This is a genomic window from Jatrophihabitans sp. GAS493, assembly GCF_900230215.1.
In the GTDB taxonomy this organism is placed as follows: Bacteria; Actinomycetota; Actinomycetes; order Mycobacteriales; family Jatrophihabitantaceae; genus MT45.
The window spans coordinates 615986-631798 of the sequence record NZ_LT907982.1; the positions used below are offsets into that span (position 1 = coordinate 615986).

The 15813-nt window shown below is 70.3% G+C and carries 6 protein-coding genes; 2 read left to right on the forward strand and 4 right to left on the reverse strand.

Annotation, left to right across the window (positions count from 1 at the left end):
* Positions 1–14: 14 nt before the first annotated feature.
* The 4 genes from CPH63_RS02845 to CPH63_RS02860 all read right to left on the reverse strand — a co-directional run bounded on the left by CPH63_RS02845 (position 15) and on the right by CPH63_RS02860 (position 11777).
* Positions 15–5825, reverse strand: a complete 5811-nt coding sequence (locus CPH63_RS02845) for a carboxypeptidase-like regulatory domain-containing protein (protein ID WP_096301483.1) — start codon at positions 5823–5825, stop codon at positions 15–17.
* Complete coding sequence (locus tag CPH63_RS02850) at positions 5822–8530, reverse strand: carboxypeptidase regulatory-like domain-containing protein (protein WP_096301484.1); 2709 nt, start codon at positions 8528–8530, stop codon at positions 5822–5824. The genes CPH63_RS02845 and CPH63_RS02850 overlap by 4 nt, the downstream gene beginning before the upstream one ends.
* Positions 8530–10815 (reverse strand): carboxypeptidase-like regulatory domain-containing protein, encoded by a 2286-nt coding sequence (locus tag CPH63_RS02855; protein WP_096301485.1) that lies wholly within the window; start codon positions 10813–10815, stop codon positions 8530–8532. Before CPH63_RS02855 ends, CPH63_RS02850 begins: the two co-directional genes overlap by 1 nt.
* Before the next feature lie 344 nt (positions 10816–11159).
* Complete coding sequence (locus CPH63_RS02860) at positions 11160–11777, reverse strand: DUF4255 domain-containing protein (protein ID WP_096301486.1); 618 nt, start codon at positions 11775–11777, stop codon at positions 11160–11162.
* A 153-nt stretch (positions 11778–11930) separates the two neighbouring features.
* Here CPH63_RS02860 and CPH63_RS02865 point away from each other — a divergent pair, with 153 nt between their 5' ends.
* Positions 11931–13841, forward strand: a complete 1911-nt coding sequence (locus CPH63_RS02865; RefSeq protein ID WP_096301487.1) for an ATP-binding protein — start codon at positions 11931–11933, stop codon at positions 13839–13841.
* Positions 13831–15804, forward strand: a complete 1974-nt coding sequence (locus CPH63_RS02870; RefSeq protein ID WP_096301488.1) for a DUF4157 domain-containing protein — start codon at positions 13831–13833, stop codon at positions 15802–15804. The genes CPH63_RS02865 and CPH63_RS02870 overlap by 11 nt, the downstream gene beginning before the upstream one ends.
* Positions 15805–15813: the final 9 nt, after the last annotated feature.

Genomic DNA, 15813 nt, shown 5'->3' on the forward strand with positions numbered 1-15813 from the left:
CGCCTCGACGGCGGTCAGCTCGGGGCGGCCAGGGTATACGCGGTCGTCGCAGTGCCGGTCACGGTTACGGTGCCGGTGGCGGTGAGCGCCCCCGCCGTCGCCGTCACCGTCCAGGTCCCCGGCGGGAGGCCGGAGAAGGCGATCGGCCCGTTGTTGGCCGCGTCGATCGGCGTCGGGTACTTCGGGGAGCCCTGCCCGTCGGAGAAGGCGATGGTGACGCTCTGATGGGCGGCGCTGGTTGCCCCGGTGAGGGTCAGCGAGATGCCCCCGGAGACTTCACTGAGGGCCACCGTAGCTGCGGTCGCCGCCGTTCTCGAGGTGGTGAGGGCAGCGGTCGAGGCGGCCGGCCAGGTCGTGGTGTCGGCCGGGGTGGCGGTCACGGTGTAGGCCGCGTGCTTAACCCAGACCGCGGTGGCGCCACCGGCTCCGACGGAGAAGCTCCCAAAGGCCGGCACCGCGCTGCCCCCGGCCCCGGCGCTGATACTCAACGCGACCGTGGTGATGGCGGCGTCCGGGGCGACGGCGGTCGCGTTCACCCGGAGCTCGAGTTGCTCCTCGTCCAGCGTGTAGCGGGCGTCCACCTCGCTCGTACCCGAGCCCGGGACGGTGACCGAGGTGTCGGCGCAGCTGAGCTGGGCGACAGTCGGCGGGGCGCTGGTCAGCGAAATCGTGCCGTAGTGGTTAATCGCATTAGCCAACGTCACCGCCCAGCAGCCGTACGGGACGGTGTTGAAGGTCGAGGCGTAGACGTTCGGGGTCGCGGTCGCGGCCAATCCACTGCCGGTGAGAGTTGCGTTGGCCGGATTGTCGCCGGTGTCGGCCGCGGTCAGGGTCGGCACCCACCCGGTGAGGTCGTCACCGGCCGCGGCGACGACCGAGATGACCACCTGCTGGCCGACCCGGCTAAGAGTTGTAGCTAAAGGCAGGATCGGGGGGTTGCTGTGGTTCACCGAGACGCTCTGCTGGCTCAACAGGTAGCCGTACCGGGTCATCTGCACGGTGAAGGTGCCGTCCGGCACCGTACCGAAGGTGAACTTCCCACCTCCGGCGCTCGGGTGGGTGAGGGTGGCGCCGTCGGTGCCCTTGGCCGGCGTGAAAGTGCCGTTCGAGACCGTCCCGATCGCCACTGTGACACCGTCGAGCGGGGTGGCCGTCGCGTCCCCGTTCTGCAGTCCGCTCACCACTCCGGTGACGAAGTTGCTGTTCAAGGTGGCGGCCAGGGTGAAGGTCTGGGGCGAGGCGCCGACGTTGACGGTGACCTGGGTCGACGACGTCGCCGCACCGCCGCCGCTCACCTGCAGCGAGTAGGGACCGGGCAGCACCGCGGCGAAGTCGTACTCCGGCGCGCTCGCGGGCCCGGCCGCCGTGCCGGTCAGGGTCGTCCCGTTCGCGGTTAGCGTCACCGACAAGCCGGCGAGGGCATCACCGGACGGGCCGGTCACCGTGACGTGGTAGCTCACCGGGGTCGGGAGCAGTTTCACGTCAGCCGCCGTGTCGGCCGTCGGGGAGGCGGGGACGGCCACCACCACGCCCGGGAGCGCATGCGCGGGGGCCCCGCTGGGGACGTCGGGGAGGGCGTAGCCGAAGGCGGTCGCGGTGAGCAGCCAGGTGCCGCTGCTCAGACCCTGGAGCTGCGCGGTGCCGGTGATGCTGTAGGCGCCGAGGTTTCCGGTGGTCACCGAGAACGGGGTGCCCGAGACCGAGGTGCAGTAGGTGTCCGCGCCGTCGACTGCGGTGGCGGCGCACTTGGTGGCGGTTACGGTGGCACCGTTGAGCGGCTGGGTCAGCGTGGTCGAGGTCCCCACCGCACCGGAGAGGGTGCCGGTGATCGCGCCGAGTCTGGTGAGGCTCGCAGTGCAATCGGCCGGTGCGCCGACCGGAATCGTGATGCTGGTGGCGGCGCTGCTGCCGGCCGGGCAGCTGAGTGAGCCGGTGCCGTTACCGAAGGACTCGAAGAGGTAGCCCGGGGCCTGGATCGTCACGGCGTAGTGCGAGTCGCCGGCGGTGAGACCGGTGAAGGTCACCGTGTTGGTGCTGGAATCGGTCGTCTTGGTCTGTGGGTTCGCGCCGTTGTCGGTGAGGGTGAAGCTGGCCCCGGTGACCGCAACCGCCCCGGCCGCGGCCCGGATGACCAGTGACCCGAACTCGGCCATGGTGAAGCCGGCCGGAACCGCGCAGGCCGTCCCGACCGCGCAGCTGAAGCTGATGGTGGCGCTGCTGAAGCCGGCCAGGTTGGCGATGAGGGTGTAACCACCGGGGCGGATCTTGTTGACCGCGGTGTACTCGCTGTCGGTCCAGGTCAACGCCCCGCTCGCCGCGACACTGACGCTGATGGCTCCGCTGCCGGCCGGCTGCTGGGTGACCTGGACCCGGGTCGCGGCCAGCGAGGGGGCCGGGACGGTGGTAACCCCGACGATCCCGCTGAAGTCGTCCGGCAGCGGCTGCAGCGGGAAGGCGTTGGTGACGCCGGCGTTCACCAGCTTGCTGGGGACGGCGGAGCTCTGGTAGCCGGGGGCGGAGATCTGGGCCGAGATCTGGCTGTAGATCGGCGAGTAGATCCGCCGCGCCGAGGTGGCCACGCCGGCGCAGGCGCCGCTGGTGGCCGGCAGTGTGGAGGTGGTGGTGAGGGCGAAGCAGCCGTTGCCGTCGGTGGTGATGGTGACCGGTGAGCCGACGATCGGCGAGCCGCCGTTGTAGCCGACCACGCCGGTGAGGGTGACGGTCGATCCGCCCACTCCGTTGCCGTCCGTGTCGGTGATCTGCCCGACGACGGCGGCCAGCGGATCGGGCAGGAGCGTTGCCGTCACCTCCTGGTCGTAGCCCAGGTTGGTGACCGTCCCCGAGATGGCTTTGCCGGAGACGGTGGCGGCGAAGTGGTAGCTGCCCGGTGCCAACCCGGTCAGCCTCAGCTGCCCGTTCGAGTTCGGGGCCGTCGTCGCCGGCGGGGGGTTGCCCGGACCGGTGATGGTCACGACGGTGCCGTCCGGCGCGGCGGTGAGGGTGGTGCCCGTCGCGTCCGGGCCGAGCAGGGTGAGATCGACCCGTCCGAGGCGGTGCAGCGCGGTGCTGAACGGCTTCACCTCGCCCAACCCGAAGGTCAGTTTGAGCGGTCCGACCCCGACATACTCCGAACCGCTCGGGGTCAGGATGTAGATGTCGTAGGTTCCGTGGGCCGGCAATCGGAGGTCGTACTGGCTGGTGGCCGCATCGACCGGCGTGCTCACCAGGCCGCTGCCGCAGCCGGTCGGGGCGGCCGCGCCCGAGGTCACCGCGACCACGCAGAGACCGGTGGCCGCGCCGACGAAGGTCGTCACCGTTCCGGTGAGATGCGGCGCCGGGTAGAGGGTCACCGTCGGCACGGTGACCGTCGGAGTCGGTGTCGTCGGCGCCCCCAGCGGAACTTGGACGCCCACGACCGCGTCCTCATACCCCTCCGCGCTCACCTTCATCTTGTGCAGGCCGGCCGCCAGCCCGCAGGCCGGGACGGACGTGCCGGGCGGAACCAGGTAACCGGTCACCGGGGCCACTGTGCCGACGGCGGTGCTGAGCGTGCCATCACCGGCCACCACGCAGGTTGTGGTCTTGCCGGACTCGCCGAGCAGGGTGAGTGTGATCGCGCAGGGGGTCACCGCGTTGCCGTGCGCGTCGGTGCAGTTGATCGGGCCGCTGGTGCGCGAATCCTGCACGCCCTGGACCTGGATCAGCGCGGTGCTGGGCAGGCCGCCGTTGGGTGCGGCGACCAGCGTCAGGTTGACCTTCGTCTGCCCGGCCGCGTTCACCGCCGGCACCGCCGCGAACTGCTGCGTATAGCCGAAGAGCGTCGCCGTCAGCACGTAGTCCTCGCCCGGCTCCACGCCGTCGAAGAGGAAGCTGCCGTCGGAGTTGGCCAGGATTTTGTAGGTGTGCTCGGAGTTGCTCAGCACCAGGCCGGCGCTGTCGGCCTTTCCGGGAGCGGGCACGGTGAGCACGCCGGAGACCGAACCGGTGGATCTGCGCAGTGTGGTGTTGAGGGTGGCCTGGGACTGCCCGGCGGTCAGCGTCACCTTGCCGGTCTGCGGCTGGTAGCCGTCGGCGGAGATGGTGACGCTGTAGCTGCCCGGCGCCGGGAGGGCCGGGAGGGTGTAGTTACCGATCGGACCGTCGGTGATGGTGGTAGCGGTGCGGGTGCTGGTGCCGTCGGTGATGGTGACGGTGGCCCCGCCGAGGCCGCCCGAGGCCCCCTGGACGTTGCCGACCAGGGACGCCACGCCGACCCGCAGGGTGAGCGAGGCAGTGGCGGCGCCGCCGGCGGTCAGCACCACCACCCTCGATTCGGTGCCCAGCCCACTGCGGGTCGCGGTCACCAGGTAGGTACTCGGTGTCGAGAGGCCGCTGATGCTCCAGTCGCCAACCCCGGATCCGGTTGAGGTAGTGCTGGTGGTCAGCGTGTTGGTGCCGTCGGTGATGGTGATCTGGGCCCCACCGACGCCGCCACCGGGACCGGCGATCCGGCCGCTGAGGCTGCCCAGCCCGGAGGCCAGTGTCACCTTCAGCGGCTGGGTGGCCACCGACTCGGCGGAGTTCACCACATAGCGCTGCGTCTGGTAGCCCGGCTTGGCGAACGTGAGCAGGTAGTACCCGGGGGCGTTCACCCCGGCAAACGACCACGCGCCGTCAGCGCCGGTGACCATGGAGCGGGTCTGGGCCGGCGGTGGATCGACCAGCAGCGCCGACTGTGGCACCAGCCCGTGCACGTTCAGGGACTGGGTGGTGAGCCCGACCGGGGTGGCCGACTCGGCCTCCTCATCGACCAGGGAGGTCGGCCGGATGGCGACGTCGACTCCAGCTGGGGCGTTGCCGAGGACGCTGCCATTGAGCTGGACCTCGTTGGCCGACGCGGGGGACGCGCCGCCCGCTGAACCGGCCGAGCCGCTGGCCGCAGCGCCGCCGGAACCACCAGAACCACCGGCACCACCGGAACCACCGGAACCGGAACCACTCGAACCGGAACCACCGGACGGCGACGCGGTGCCGGCCGAGGCGGAGGCGGCCGGCGGTCCGGCGATCTCCTGGTTCTTGGTGTTCTGGGCAAGCCGGGGGATCGCTATCAAGGCGAGCGCGATCCAGGCGGCGACCAGCGCCGCCAGCAGGGCCACCTTCGTTCCGCCCGGACCGAGAATCGCCTTCTCGGTAAGGGATCCCTCGGCGTAGCGGGCGGCCCCGGCGCTGCGGGCGGTGACCGTATACGCGTGCCGGGCCCGCTGCCCGAACAGCCGCGGACGGGCCACCCGCAACTGACCCTTGACCCGGGTCACCGTCCCCGGCTCCAGCACCAGACGCGAATGGGACAGGTGCACGTGGGCGCGGCTCGAGGACTGAACGCCGAGTGCGACCTCGAGCGGGGTCGAGCCGGTGTTGGTGAGCAGTACCGAGACGCGGCGCTGCAGCCGGGCCTGGGCATCGACCGGCTGCAGGTCGACCTTGAGCTGCCCGGGCGCGTCGACGACCAGCATTACCTCGGCCATGGCGGTCGGCGAGGTGACCTGCTGGGTGAGCGGGTCGATGGCCTGCACCGCGATCACCAGCGGGTACCGGGCCGGAACCGTCCCGGCCGACGGGCTGACCACCAACTGCAGGGCGGCGTCCTGGCCTGGCATCAGCGGTGCGCTGCGCCGGGGCAGCGGCAGCCACTCGGCGTCGACCCCGAGCGCGGTGACGGTAAGGATGCGCGGCTCAGCCTCGTGATTGGTGACCCGGACCTCGAGGGCGATCGGCATCCCGGCGCTGGTCCGCGAGATCGGCAGGACGGCGATTCCGGGCGGCGACCCCGGTCGGCGCTCGCTCATGAGAGATCCGCCTGCAGGGTCACGCCGGTGAGCTGCTGGCTGGGGGTGAGGGCGGCGGTGGTCGAGGTGGCGGGCGGGCTGCTCGGAGTTGAGCGCGCCTCGACGATGTAGTTGCCGGCGGCGAGCGCACCGAAGCTGAATTTGCCGGCCGAGTCGGTGGTCGCGGTGGCCTGCACGACGGTCGGGTACTGCGCGGCGACGTAGAGCACCACTGTCCAGCCGCCCCGAGGGTGCTGCACCCCGTCGCCGGCATCGGTGCCCCGCACGACGCCGCTCAGCGACGCGGCCACGCCGAGGTTGATGCTGCGGTTGGTGGTGCTGCCGGCGGTGACCACGACGACCTGCGAACTGGGACTGACGCCGCTGCCGAAGCTCGCGGTGAGGGTATACGTCCCGGGCGGGATGGCGTCGAATTCGAAGCCACCGGCGGTCGGCACCGAGGCCGACGTGAGCGTGTAGCTGCTGGTGCCGGAGGTGAGGGTCACCGTTGCCTCGCCGAGCGGGACCAGGGTGGTGGCCGGCGCTCCCGGGGTGCGGGCGGTGAGTTGTTTGACGGTGCCGAGCACGACCCCGGTCGAGGACTGCATGGTGGTGCTCAGCCCGGTGGCGGTGACGGTGGTGCCCTGCGAGCCCGGGGTGATCCGGCCGGAGGCGTCGAGGGCGATCGACACCGTCTGCGAGGCGAGATCACCGCGGGAGAAGGTAACCGTGTAGGTGCCGGGCACGGCCAGACCACTGGCCGACCACGTCCCGGTAGAGCTGCCGCCCTGGCCGGAGGCGGTGACCGTCTGCTCGGTGAGCTGCCCGTTGGTGATGGTGACACCGACCCCGGGCGCCGGTCTGGCGTTGGCTGTCCTGACCGTCCCGGCGATGGAGCCGGTCGACTGCCCCAGCGTGATGACGACGCCGGTGAGCTTCTGGCCGGCACTGAGGCTGAGCGTGATGGTCTGCGCGGCGTAACCGTCCAGACTGGCCACGACGGTGAAGCTGGTCGGGGTCGGCAGCGAGCGCAGGGTGAATGCACCGACGTCGTCGGTCGTGAGCGAGACGGTGCTGGCCACGCTCTGCCCGGCGGTGGCGGTCAGCGTCACCCCACCCAGCGGCCCGGCGGTGGTGTTGATGTGCCCGGAGATCAGCCCGTCGCCCTTCTGCAGCCGGATCTCGACGTTGGACCGGGTCTCGCCGCCACCGATGTCGATGCGCTGGGTGGAGGTCGCGTACCCAGCCTTGGCCACCACGAGGTCGTAGATGCTCGGCGACGGGACCCCGGTCAGGCTGAAGGAGCCGTCCGAGCCGATCGGCACCGTGCGCACGATCGCCTCGCCGTTGTTCGGCACCGCTGGGGTGGTGGAGCCGCCAGTGCCAGTGCCAGTGCCAGTGCCGGTGCCGGTGCCGGTGCCGGTGCCGGTGCCCGTGCCGGTGCCGGTGCCGGTGCTGCCCGGAGTTATCGGGACTGCCGCGGCGCTCTGCCCGGTCGCCGGGCCGGTCGCGGCCGACTCCAGATAGAGCGTCGCCGCGGAGACGTCATCGCCGGTGACCTGCCCGGTGATGGTGGCCGGGACCCCACCGAGCCGCACGTCGAGGCCGGTCTGGCTCTGATGCGTCTTCAGGGTCACCACGGTCCCGTCGGCGCTGGTCGCCGCCCCCGGATACCAGAGCTCGACGAAGCCCGCCCCGCGGAAGCCGAGCTTGTAGGTGCCGGCCGGCAGATTCGCTATCGAGTAGGCGCCCTTCGCGTCGGTCGCGGTGGTGGCCACCGGTGTCGTGTCGTCACCGGAGGCGTAGGCGTTCACCGAGACCCCGCGCACCGGCGTGCCCGAGGTGAGCAGGGTGACCGTCCCGGAGACACTGGAGCTACCGGTGTTCGCCGTCGCCGCTCGGGCCGCCGCCACCTGCAGGGCCAGATTCCGATCGGCCGTCGACTGCCCGGCCAGCCGTGACAGCGCCAGCGTGATGACCAGCGCGAAGATGGTGACTGCGGCGAGGAGACCGAGCAGCGAGATGAGGCCACGGGAGACGAACGGCTTCTGGATGAAGGTCCCCAGCGCCACCGCCTCGCGCTCGTCGCGGGCCGGCTCATCCTCGACTCGCAGCGGGTCGTCGAAGAAGGGGTCCGGTGGCAGGTCGTCGAGGTAGATGGAGAGGGCCCGGATCGCCGGGGAGCCCATGAAGTGCTGCCGGGCCTTCACCGCCACATCGACCACGACGTGCTCGCCCGGAGCAAGTTTCACCGCCTCCTGCTCGAAGTCGAAGCGGACCTTGCTCTCCGGGTCGTCACCGGCCAGCCGCCCGGCGATCAGCGTGTTGCCGGTGTTCTCCACCAGCACACTGAAGTTCGTCTTGTGGCCGCCGGTGACGCTGAGCGGATCGAGGCGAACGTGGGCCGACTGCGCGGCCGGCACGATGAGATCGATCTCGGCGACGGTGCTGTCCTCCGGCGGCGTCAGCTCCCGCACCTGGACGGCGATACGCCGCGTCCCGGCGGCCAGGCCGGGCGGGACCGAGATCTGCGCCAGCACCGTGCGCGTCTCGTCCGGGAAGAGGGAGACATGCTCGGTGTCCAGCTGCACCCAGGACGGGTCGGCGCCCAACACCCGCAGCGCGTAGCCGCCGATGACGGTGGAGGTGTTGGCGATGGTGACCACCACGGTGAGCGGCTGGCCCGGGAAGACGTCGGCCCGGCGCGGAGTTACGTCGACGCGCATCAGTTCACCGGAGTCGTCATGGTGAGGGCCTGCGTGGTCGTCTTGTCGGTGGCGACCACGACCTTCGCGGTCTGCTGGAGTTGCCCGCTCGCGCTGGCCGTGACGCTGTAAGTGCCGGGCGGTAGCGACGCGATGGTGTAGGCCCCGCCAGCCGTCGAGGTGGTGGTGAAGGTGTGCAGCCCGTCGGTGGCGGTGACGGTTGCTCCCACGTACTTGGCCGTCGTGTACCCGCCGCCGCTCGGCGTCCGCAGCGAGACGGTGCCGGTGACCTTGCCGAGTTGGATGGTGAGCGTGACGACGACCGAAGGCGGGGCACCGGTGCCGTTCAGCGCCACCGGGACGGTCGCCGGCTGGTAGCCCGCCTTGCTCACGGTGAGTGTGTATGAGCCCGGGGCGGCCAGCCCGTTCAGGGTGAAGGTGCCGACGGTGCCCTGGGTGAGGGTGGTGGTCGAGACCGGATCGGGTCCGACGGTCCCCCCCACGGTGACCGTCGCCCCACCGATGCCGGCCGATCCGGCGCTGTCGATGACCCGGCCGCTGACACTGCCGGTGCCCGCGGCCAGTGCGATGGCCAGGTTGGTGCGGCTCTGCCCGGCGCCGAGGTCGATGACGGTGGTCTGCGCACCGTAGCCGTCGCGGGCGAAGGTGATCACGTAGGTGGCCGGGGTCGGCAGGCCACCGAGCACGAAGCTGCCGACGGCGCCGGTGGTCGGCGTCGTGATGGAGAGCGCCTTGCCCCCCACGGTGGTGCTGACCGTGACGCCACCCAGGCCCTTCCCGCCGCTGGTGGTGGTCCCGCTGATCTGTCCGCTGCCCACCGAGAGCTGCACCGTGGGTTCCAGCCGCTGCTGGCCTCCGGTCACCGAATCGACCAGCGTCGTCGGCTGGTAGCCGGGCGCGGTGAAGGTCAATTCGTAGTTGCCGGGCGCCGGCAGGTTCGGTACGTGATAGCTGCCATCGGCCGCGGTGGTGGCCGTCGCCAGCGGTGCCGTACTGGCCGCGGCCTCCAGCGACCGCACTGAGACGGTCGTCGTCACCGGGGTCAGCGTGTCACCGGGATCGACCGTGCCCGAGATGCTGGCCGGGTTGCCGGTAATGACCGCGTTGACGCCGCTGGTCGACCCGTCGGAGGTGGTGCTGACCTGGGCCGCGCCGCCCTGGCTGGGTGACGAGACGTACCAGACGGTCTGGAAACCGGCCGAGGTGAAACGGATCAGGTACTCGGTCGGGAAGAGGCCGGCGACGGTGTAGGTGCCGTCGGCCTGGGTCGCGGCCGAACTGACTACGGTCAGCCCTTTCGGTGTCTGGCGCAGCGCCTCGACCAGGATGCGCCCGACCGGCTGGTGATTGCTGGCCGCGGTGACGGTTCCGGAGATGGCCCCGCCGATGCCGGCCGGCACCTGCCCGCTCTTGGGGAGCGCTCCGGCCGGCGCGGCACCGGTCGCCGCCGCCCCGGACCCCGAGGTGGAGACGATCTGGGTGGCGGCGAAGAAGGAGGGCGGCGCGTACTTGGTCGCCGGATCAGCCGAGAAGACCTTGGTGATTCCCAGCAGGAAGGCACCGGCCCAGAGGGCGATGATCGTCATCAGGATGAGCGCGGTGATGAGCCCCCGGGAGAGCTGCGGGCGCTGCCGCAGCCGCACCGTCGTCTCCTGCTGGGCCTGAACCTCGGGCTCGCCCTCGGCCACCACGTCCAGGCGGCGGGCGATGGCCTCGACCGTGACCACCCGATCGACCTCGGCCCCGAGCAGCATCCGCGGACCCTTGACCCGCAGCAGTACCGGCGCCGTGCTGCCGGCCGGGACGCGCACGATCGACGGGGTGAACGCGGTGCTCACCGCCCGATCGGCATCGCTGGCCCGCAGCGTCACCTCCAAGGGCAGGTTGCCTTCGTTGGCGACCTCGAGGACGAAGCGGGCCTGGCGGCGGGAGCGGATCATCCGTGGCTTGGCCGCCATGGCCATCGCCGGGTGGGCTGCCACGTCCATGTTGACGTCGACGAACTGAGACGGTTCTCCGGCCCCGTGCGATACCACCTCGACGGTGAGTGGATGCCGGCCGGCGGGATGGCCGGCCGGAACCCGCATCGAGAGAGTGACCTGGCCGCTGGCGTCGGGGAAGAGCGGCAGCAGCGCCGGCTGGGCCTGGACGTTCTCGTCCGGGAAGCCGATGAGCCGGGCGGTGACGCCGTCGATCACCTGCCCGGTGTTGACGATTTCGACGACGACTGACGTCGCGTCGCCCGGGTTGACCTCAAGCAACTGCGTGTCAGTGGCTACCCGCACAGTGGCTTGACCATCGACGCGGAGGCCAACCGGAGACTGCTCCGGAAGTACCGATCAGAGCTCGACCCGGCCCGTTGCCCACGGTTGCCCGGGGGTCGGCCGGAGGAGTCTCTCCGCACGGTGACTCCTCTGGGGGCCGGCTGCCATAGAAGGCAGGTAACGCTGTATGAGTAAACCGCTACACAGCTGAGCACGCTGCGTAGCCCGGCAAATAATCCAACACGGAACCGGGCGCTGTCTACGACGGCTGGCCATGAATCTGTGTTGAGCGTAAAGCCGTGACCTGAGCGCACAGTCCTCGAGGCTCCCCGGGCCGGGTCCGACGGCCTCCGATCAGCCTGCGTTCAGCCGGCGGTCGGCCTCGGAATCGGCGCGGTGAGTGCGTGCACGGTGGCGACCCGCGGTGCCTCGTCCTGCCAGTCGAAGGCGTCGGCGGCTACCGTCACCTGCAGGGTGAACGACGCCTTCAGCTGACCGCCGGCGGCCGACCAGATGTCGCGCAGCCGGTTGCGCTCATCCTCGACCAGCGCGATCGTGACGGTGGAGGAGATGGTGGCCGGCATGTACTGCGCCGGCAATAGCTGGACGGCGGCCAGCCGGCTGATCAGATCGCCGAGCAGCTGGTGCTCGTCCATCGGGGTACCGGCCCAGGCGCTGACCAGGTAGCCGAGCTGGATCATCGGCTGCGGGGCACGTCGCTCCGGACGCCCATTGGCGTCCACCCGCTGGGTCGCCGACCGGGACGGCTGCGGGCTGCGGGTGACGTCGTACAGGTAGAGGTTCACCGTGATGCGCGAGAGCTGAGCGGCCCAGCCACTGGTCGGCGCCTCGAAGGAGAAGTCGCCGATCTCCTCGGGCATGGGTAGCGAGGCTCGCAGGAGTCGTTCCAGCGACTCGTCTACCGCTCTTATGAACATGCTGCTGATGTTGGCATACGGCTCCAGCGACGGATAGCGCTTCACAGGGATAGAACGTCACTCTCAGGTCAGGTATGTTAACCAGCGCGCCGCAATTCGCTCATCACGGGCTAACGACATCGCCGGATCCACGGGGGCCGCTATGCAGAATGCTCGGCCGGCATCCCGCGACGCCGGCCCGGCGAGAATTGCCTCGGCATGACGCTGCTGGAAGATCCGACCGCCGCCGAGACTCCGCCCTTTCTGAGGTTCGCGGACGCCGCGATCGCGCTGGCCCTGCTGGATCGGAACCAGACCTCCCTTGAAAGCAGCGCCGACCTTGAAAGCAGCGCCGACCTTGAAAGCAGCGCCGATGCTCCCGCCGGTGCCGACTCCCCCGATGCCGACTCCCCCGGTGCCCTGCGGGTAGCCTTCGCCGCCGCGCAGGCTGAGCTGGTCGCCAGCGCCGGCGAGGCCTCGGCCTTCTCTGCACTGGCCGCCAACGCCTTCGCCACCGGCGCGTCGATGGAGTTGCTGGCGATCCTGGTCGCCTGCGAGACCGACATCGTGCGCGGGGCCCGAGTCGCTGCGCTGAGCGGCGCCACCCGCCCGTCCCGGCTGACCCTGGGGGCGGCCACTCGGCTGCTCGGCGGGATCAGCGCCTGTACCGCGGCGACCGGACCCAGCTCACCGCTGCGCCGCGGTGCCCTGATCGACGTCATCCAGGAGGGCCCCTGGTCGACCGCGGAGATCGCCCTCTCCCCAACCGTTGTCTGGGCCCTGGCCGGCGACCAGTCGCCCGACCCGGACCTTCCGGTCGGGAGCTGGATGATGGAGAGCGGCGACAGCGGCGACGCCACCGATCGGCTGGCCTTCGTCTTCGGAGCCGACCGCACCCGCCGTCGCGAGCTGGCCGCCGGCCGCTGCGCGGGCAACCGTTTCGTGGTCTGCTCCGTACCCGACACCGAGGCCGGCTGGGCCGCGGTCGTGCGCGAGGCCACGGTCACCGGCAGCGGCGTGATCCTGGAGTTGACCGATGGCCTCCCGGTGGCCGGCCGTCGCTGGATCGAGCTGGCCAGCCACCTGATCTGGGGCGTCACCAGCGCCTCCGAGCTCGCCCTGACCGAGCTGCCGATGGGATCCCGGATGGAGTACACGGCCAGCGACGACGTCGTATCCGACCTCGAGTGGCAGGCCGCCTTCGGGGCCGAAGTGCCCCGCCTGCACCGGCTCAGCGCCCACCAGCTCGATCTCGTCAGCTCGGCCTACCCGGCCGTGGGCGGCGATATCGACGTGGCGGTACGGCGGCTGCTGGCCGGCCCCTTGGGCACGCTCACCCGCCGCATCAGGCCCAGTAAGAGCTGGAACGACCTGATCCTCAGCGATCAGAAGCTCGATCAGTTGCGCACGATCGTCGCCCGCTACCGGCACGCGGACACCGTCTACGACGACTGGGGACTGGCGTCGATGGCCGGGCGCGGGATCGTCTCGCTCTTCACCGGCCCGTCCGGCACCGGCAAGACGCTGGCCGCCGAGGTCATCGCCAGCGCCCTCGAACTGGATATGTACCGCATCGACCTCTCCTCGGTGGTGAGCAAGTACATCGGCGAGACGGAGCAGAACCTGGAGAAGCTCTTCGCCGCGGCATCGGCCGGCAACTCGGTGCTCTTCTTCGACGAGGCCGACTCCCTCTTCGGCAAGCGCTCGGAGGTGAAGGACGGCCGTGATCGCTACGCCAACCTCGAGGTCTCCTACCTGCTGCAGCGGCTGGAGAACTACGACGGCGTGGTCGTGCTGGCCACCAACCTTCCGAAGAACATTGACGATGCCTTCCTGCGCCGCATTCACGAGATCGTCGACTTCCTACCCCCCGGCCCGGAGGAGCGGCGCGCCATCTGGAGCCGGCTGCTCGACGGGGCCGTCATCCCGTGCGGCGACATCGACGTCGAGTACCTCGCGGCCAAGTTCGAGATCACGGGCGGCCTGATCCGCAACGTCGTCATCGGCGCGGCGTTCCGGGCGGCCAACGACGACCAGCCGCTGTCGATGAGTCACGTCCTTCCGGCGCTGGCCGGCGAGTACCGCAAGCTCGGCCGGATCGTGAAGGCCGAGGATTTCTATGCCCGCTGATCAGCCTGACCGGCTAGCCGCTCGGCCGCCGCTGGCCGCCGAGCTCATCCCCGCCGAGCCGGTGCGGGCTGCCCTTCGCGTCAAGGCGACCCTCCACGTCGGAGCCGCCGACGACGCCGCCGAGGCCGACGCCGACCGGCGCGCCGGGGTGGCCCTGCAGAACCTGGCCAACCTCCCCCCGGCCGACCTCGAGTTCGATGAATCGCGCATCCATCGGGTCCACCAGCCCGCGCCGACGAGCAGCGCTCCAGCCGCCATCGGACGAGACGGCGGCCAGCTCGACGAACAGACCCAGCGGGGCATCGACACCGCCCGGGGCTCCGGGCAGCCGCTCGCCGGCCCAGTGCGCGCCTCTATGGAGCACGCCTTCGGGGTCGACTTCGGGCAGGTGCGCATCCACGACACCAGCAACGCCAGCCGGATCTCACGCTCGATCTCGGCCCAGGCCTTCACCACCGGCAACGACATCTTCTTCGCCGAGGGCGTCTACCAGCCGGACTCACCGCTCGGCCAGCGGGTGCTGGCCCACGAGCTCGCCCACACCGTTCAGCAGCGTGGTAGCTCGCTCGCCCGGCTCACCGACCCTCGCACCATCCACCGCGTCTACACCGACTTCCCCACGAAGGCGGTCTGGAAGTCCGACTCCGACGTCTCTATGTCCGGCCGATCGAAGGAGCTGCTCAGGATCGACAACGCCGTCGCCGACTACGACTCCGAACGCAACAACCCCGATCTCGCGGTCAAGCGCCAGCTGATGCAGGACATCTTCGACTGGATCGAGAAGTGGGAGTCGGCCAAGGGGACGGCCGGTCTGGCCAATAGCGACCGGGCCCCCGCCATCGCCGACCTGAAGACGCTGGCCGCAGCGAAGATCAGCGAGAACCTGGACGCCCACGCCGTCGCGCTGGCCCCGCTGGCCAAGGAGTACCGCGACGCCGCCGCGCAGCGCGACTACGCGACCACCGCCTACAAGGCGAAGGAGCTCGGCACCAAGCACTCCCGCTTCTTCGTCGAAACCGCGACCGCGGCACTCACCACGAACAACATGGCGGAATGGGCAACGCTCTTCTTCACCATGCCGCAGGACTACGTGGGGGCCCGCCCCTTCGACTCGCAGACCCTCGCCAAGGTGGCCGACTTCTCCTGGCTGACCAGTGCTCAGGTCGACAACGCGCTGAAGTACTTGATCAAGCCCAGCGCCGCCGGAACCAGCGCGACCCAGTTCCTGCAGATGCTGCAGGTCCAGAAGTTCCGACGCGCACTGGTCGCCGCCGCGCGCCCGACGGCACGGGCCGAACTCATGGAGATGCCGTTGATGCGGATCGCGACGGCCGCCGACACCGACATCGCCACCAAGGGGGCGAACCCCTCCATCACGGCCATCGCCGACAGCGTCTTCAGCGCTTTCCTGGGCGACCAGCCGATCTCCGCACTTGGTTACGGGGCCAGCACCGCCGAGTTCGATGCCAAGAAGTTCCTGCTCGGCAATTCACCGCAGGCCAAGCGGGCGCCCTGCATGACGCTGAGCAACATGCTCACCGATGTCCTCAACGCGGTACTCCCCAAGGGCGATCCCCGGGCTACTCCGATCGCGATAAAGAACCCGGCGTCGATGCTGACCAAGCCGCTGGCCACCATCGGCACCGGCAACGGCATCCTGACTCGTGAGCCCGGATTCAAGGGCAATGTCGAGCGCTTCGGCACCGTCGTCGGGCACGCCGCGGTCAATCGGATCTTCTTCAGCCACGGTCATGAGTGGCTGCAGGTCGGCGATACGGAGTACGACCCGACGCTCGGCGTCAGCGGCCCGGTCGGCACCGTCGCGAGCCTCGTCGAGGCGACGACATATGCGGCCAAGGGGAAGGCCTACCTCGGCAGCGACGGCACCAAGGTCACCCGGAACAACCACGTGCCACCCGGCGGCAAGGCCATGCTCTTCAATCGCTCAGTCGTGATCGTGTAACACCAACCC

Bases quoted from the DNA above. Each gene is read 5' to 3' on its own strand.
- CPH63_RS02865 (WP_096301487.1), top strand. From the start codon at position 11,931: ATGACGCTGCTGGAAGATCCGACCGCCGCCGAGACTCCGCCCTTTCTG.
- CPH63_RS02870 (WP_096301488.1), top strand. From the start codon at position 13,831: ATGCCCGCTGATCAGCCTGACCGGCTAGCCGCTCGGCCGCCGCTGGCC.
- CPH63_RS02845 (WP_096301483.1), bottom strand. From the start codon at position 5,825: ATGAGCGAGCGCCGACCGGGGTCGCCGCCCGGAATCGCCGTCCTGCCG.
- CPH63_RS02850 (WP_096301484.1), bottom strand. From the start codon at position 8,530: ATGCGCGTCGACGTAACTCCGCGCCGGGCCGACGTCTTCCCGGGCCAG.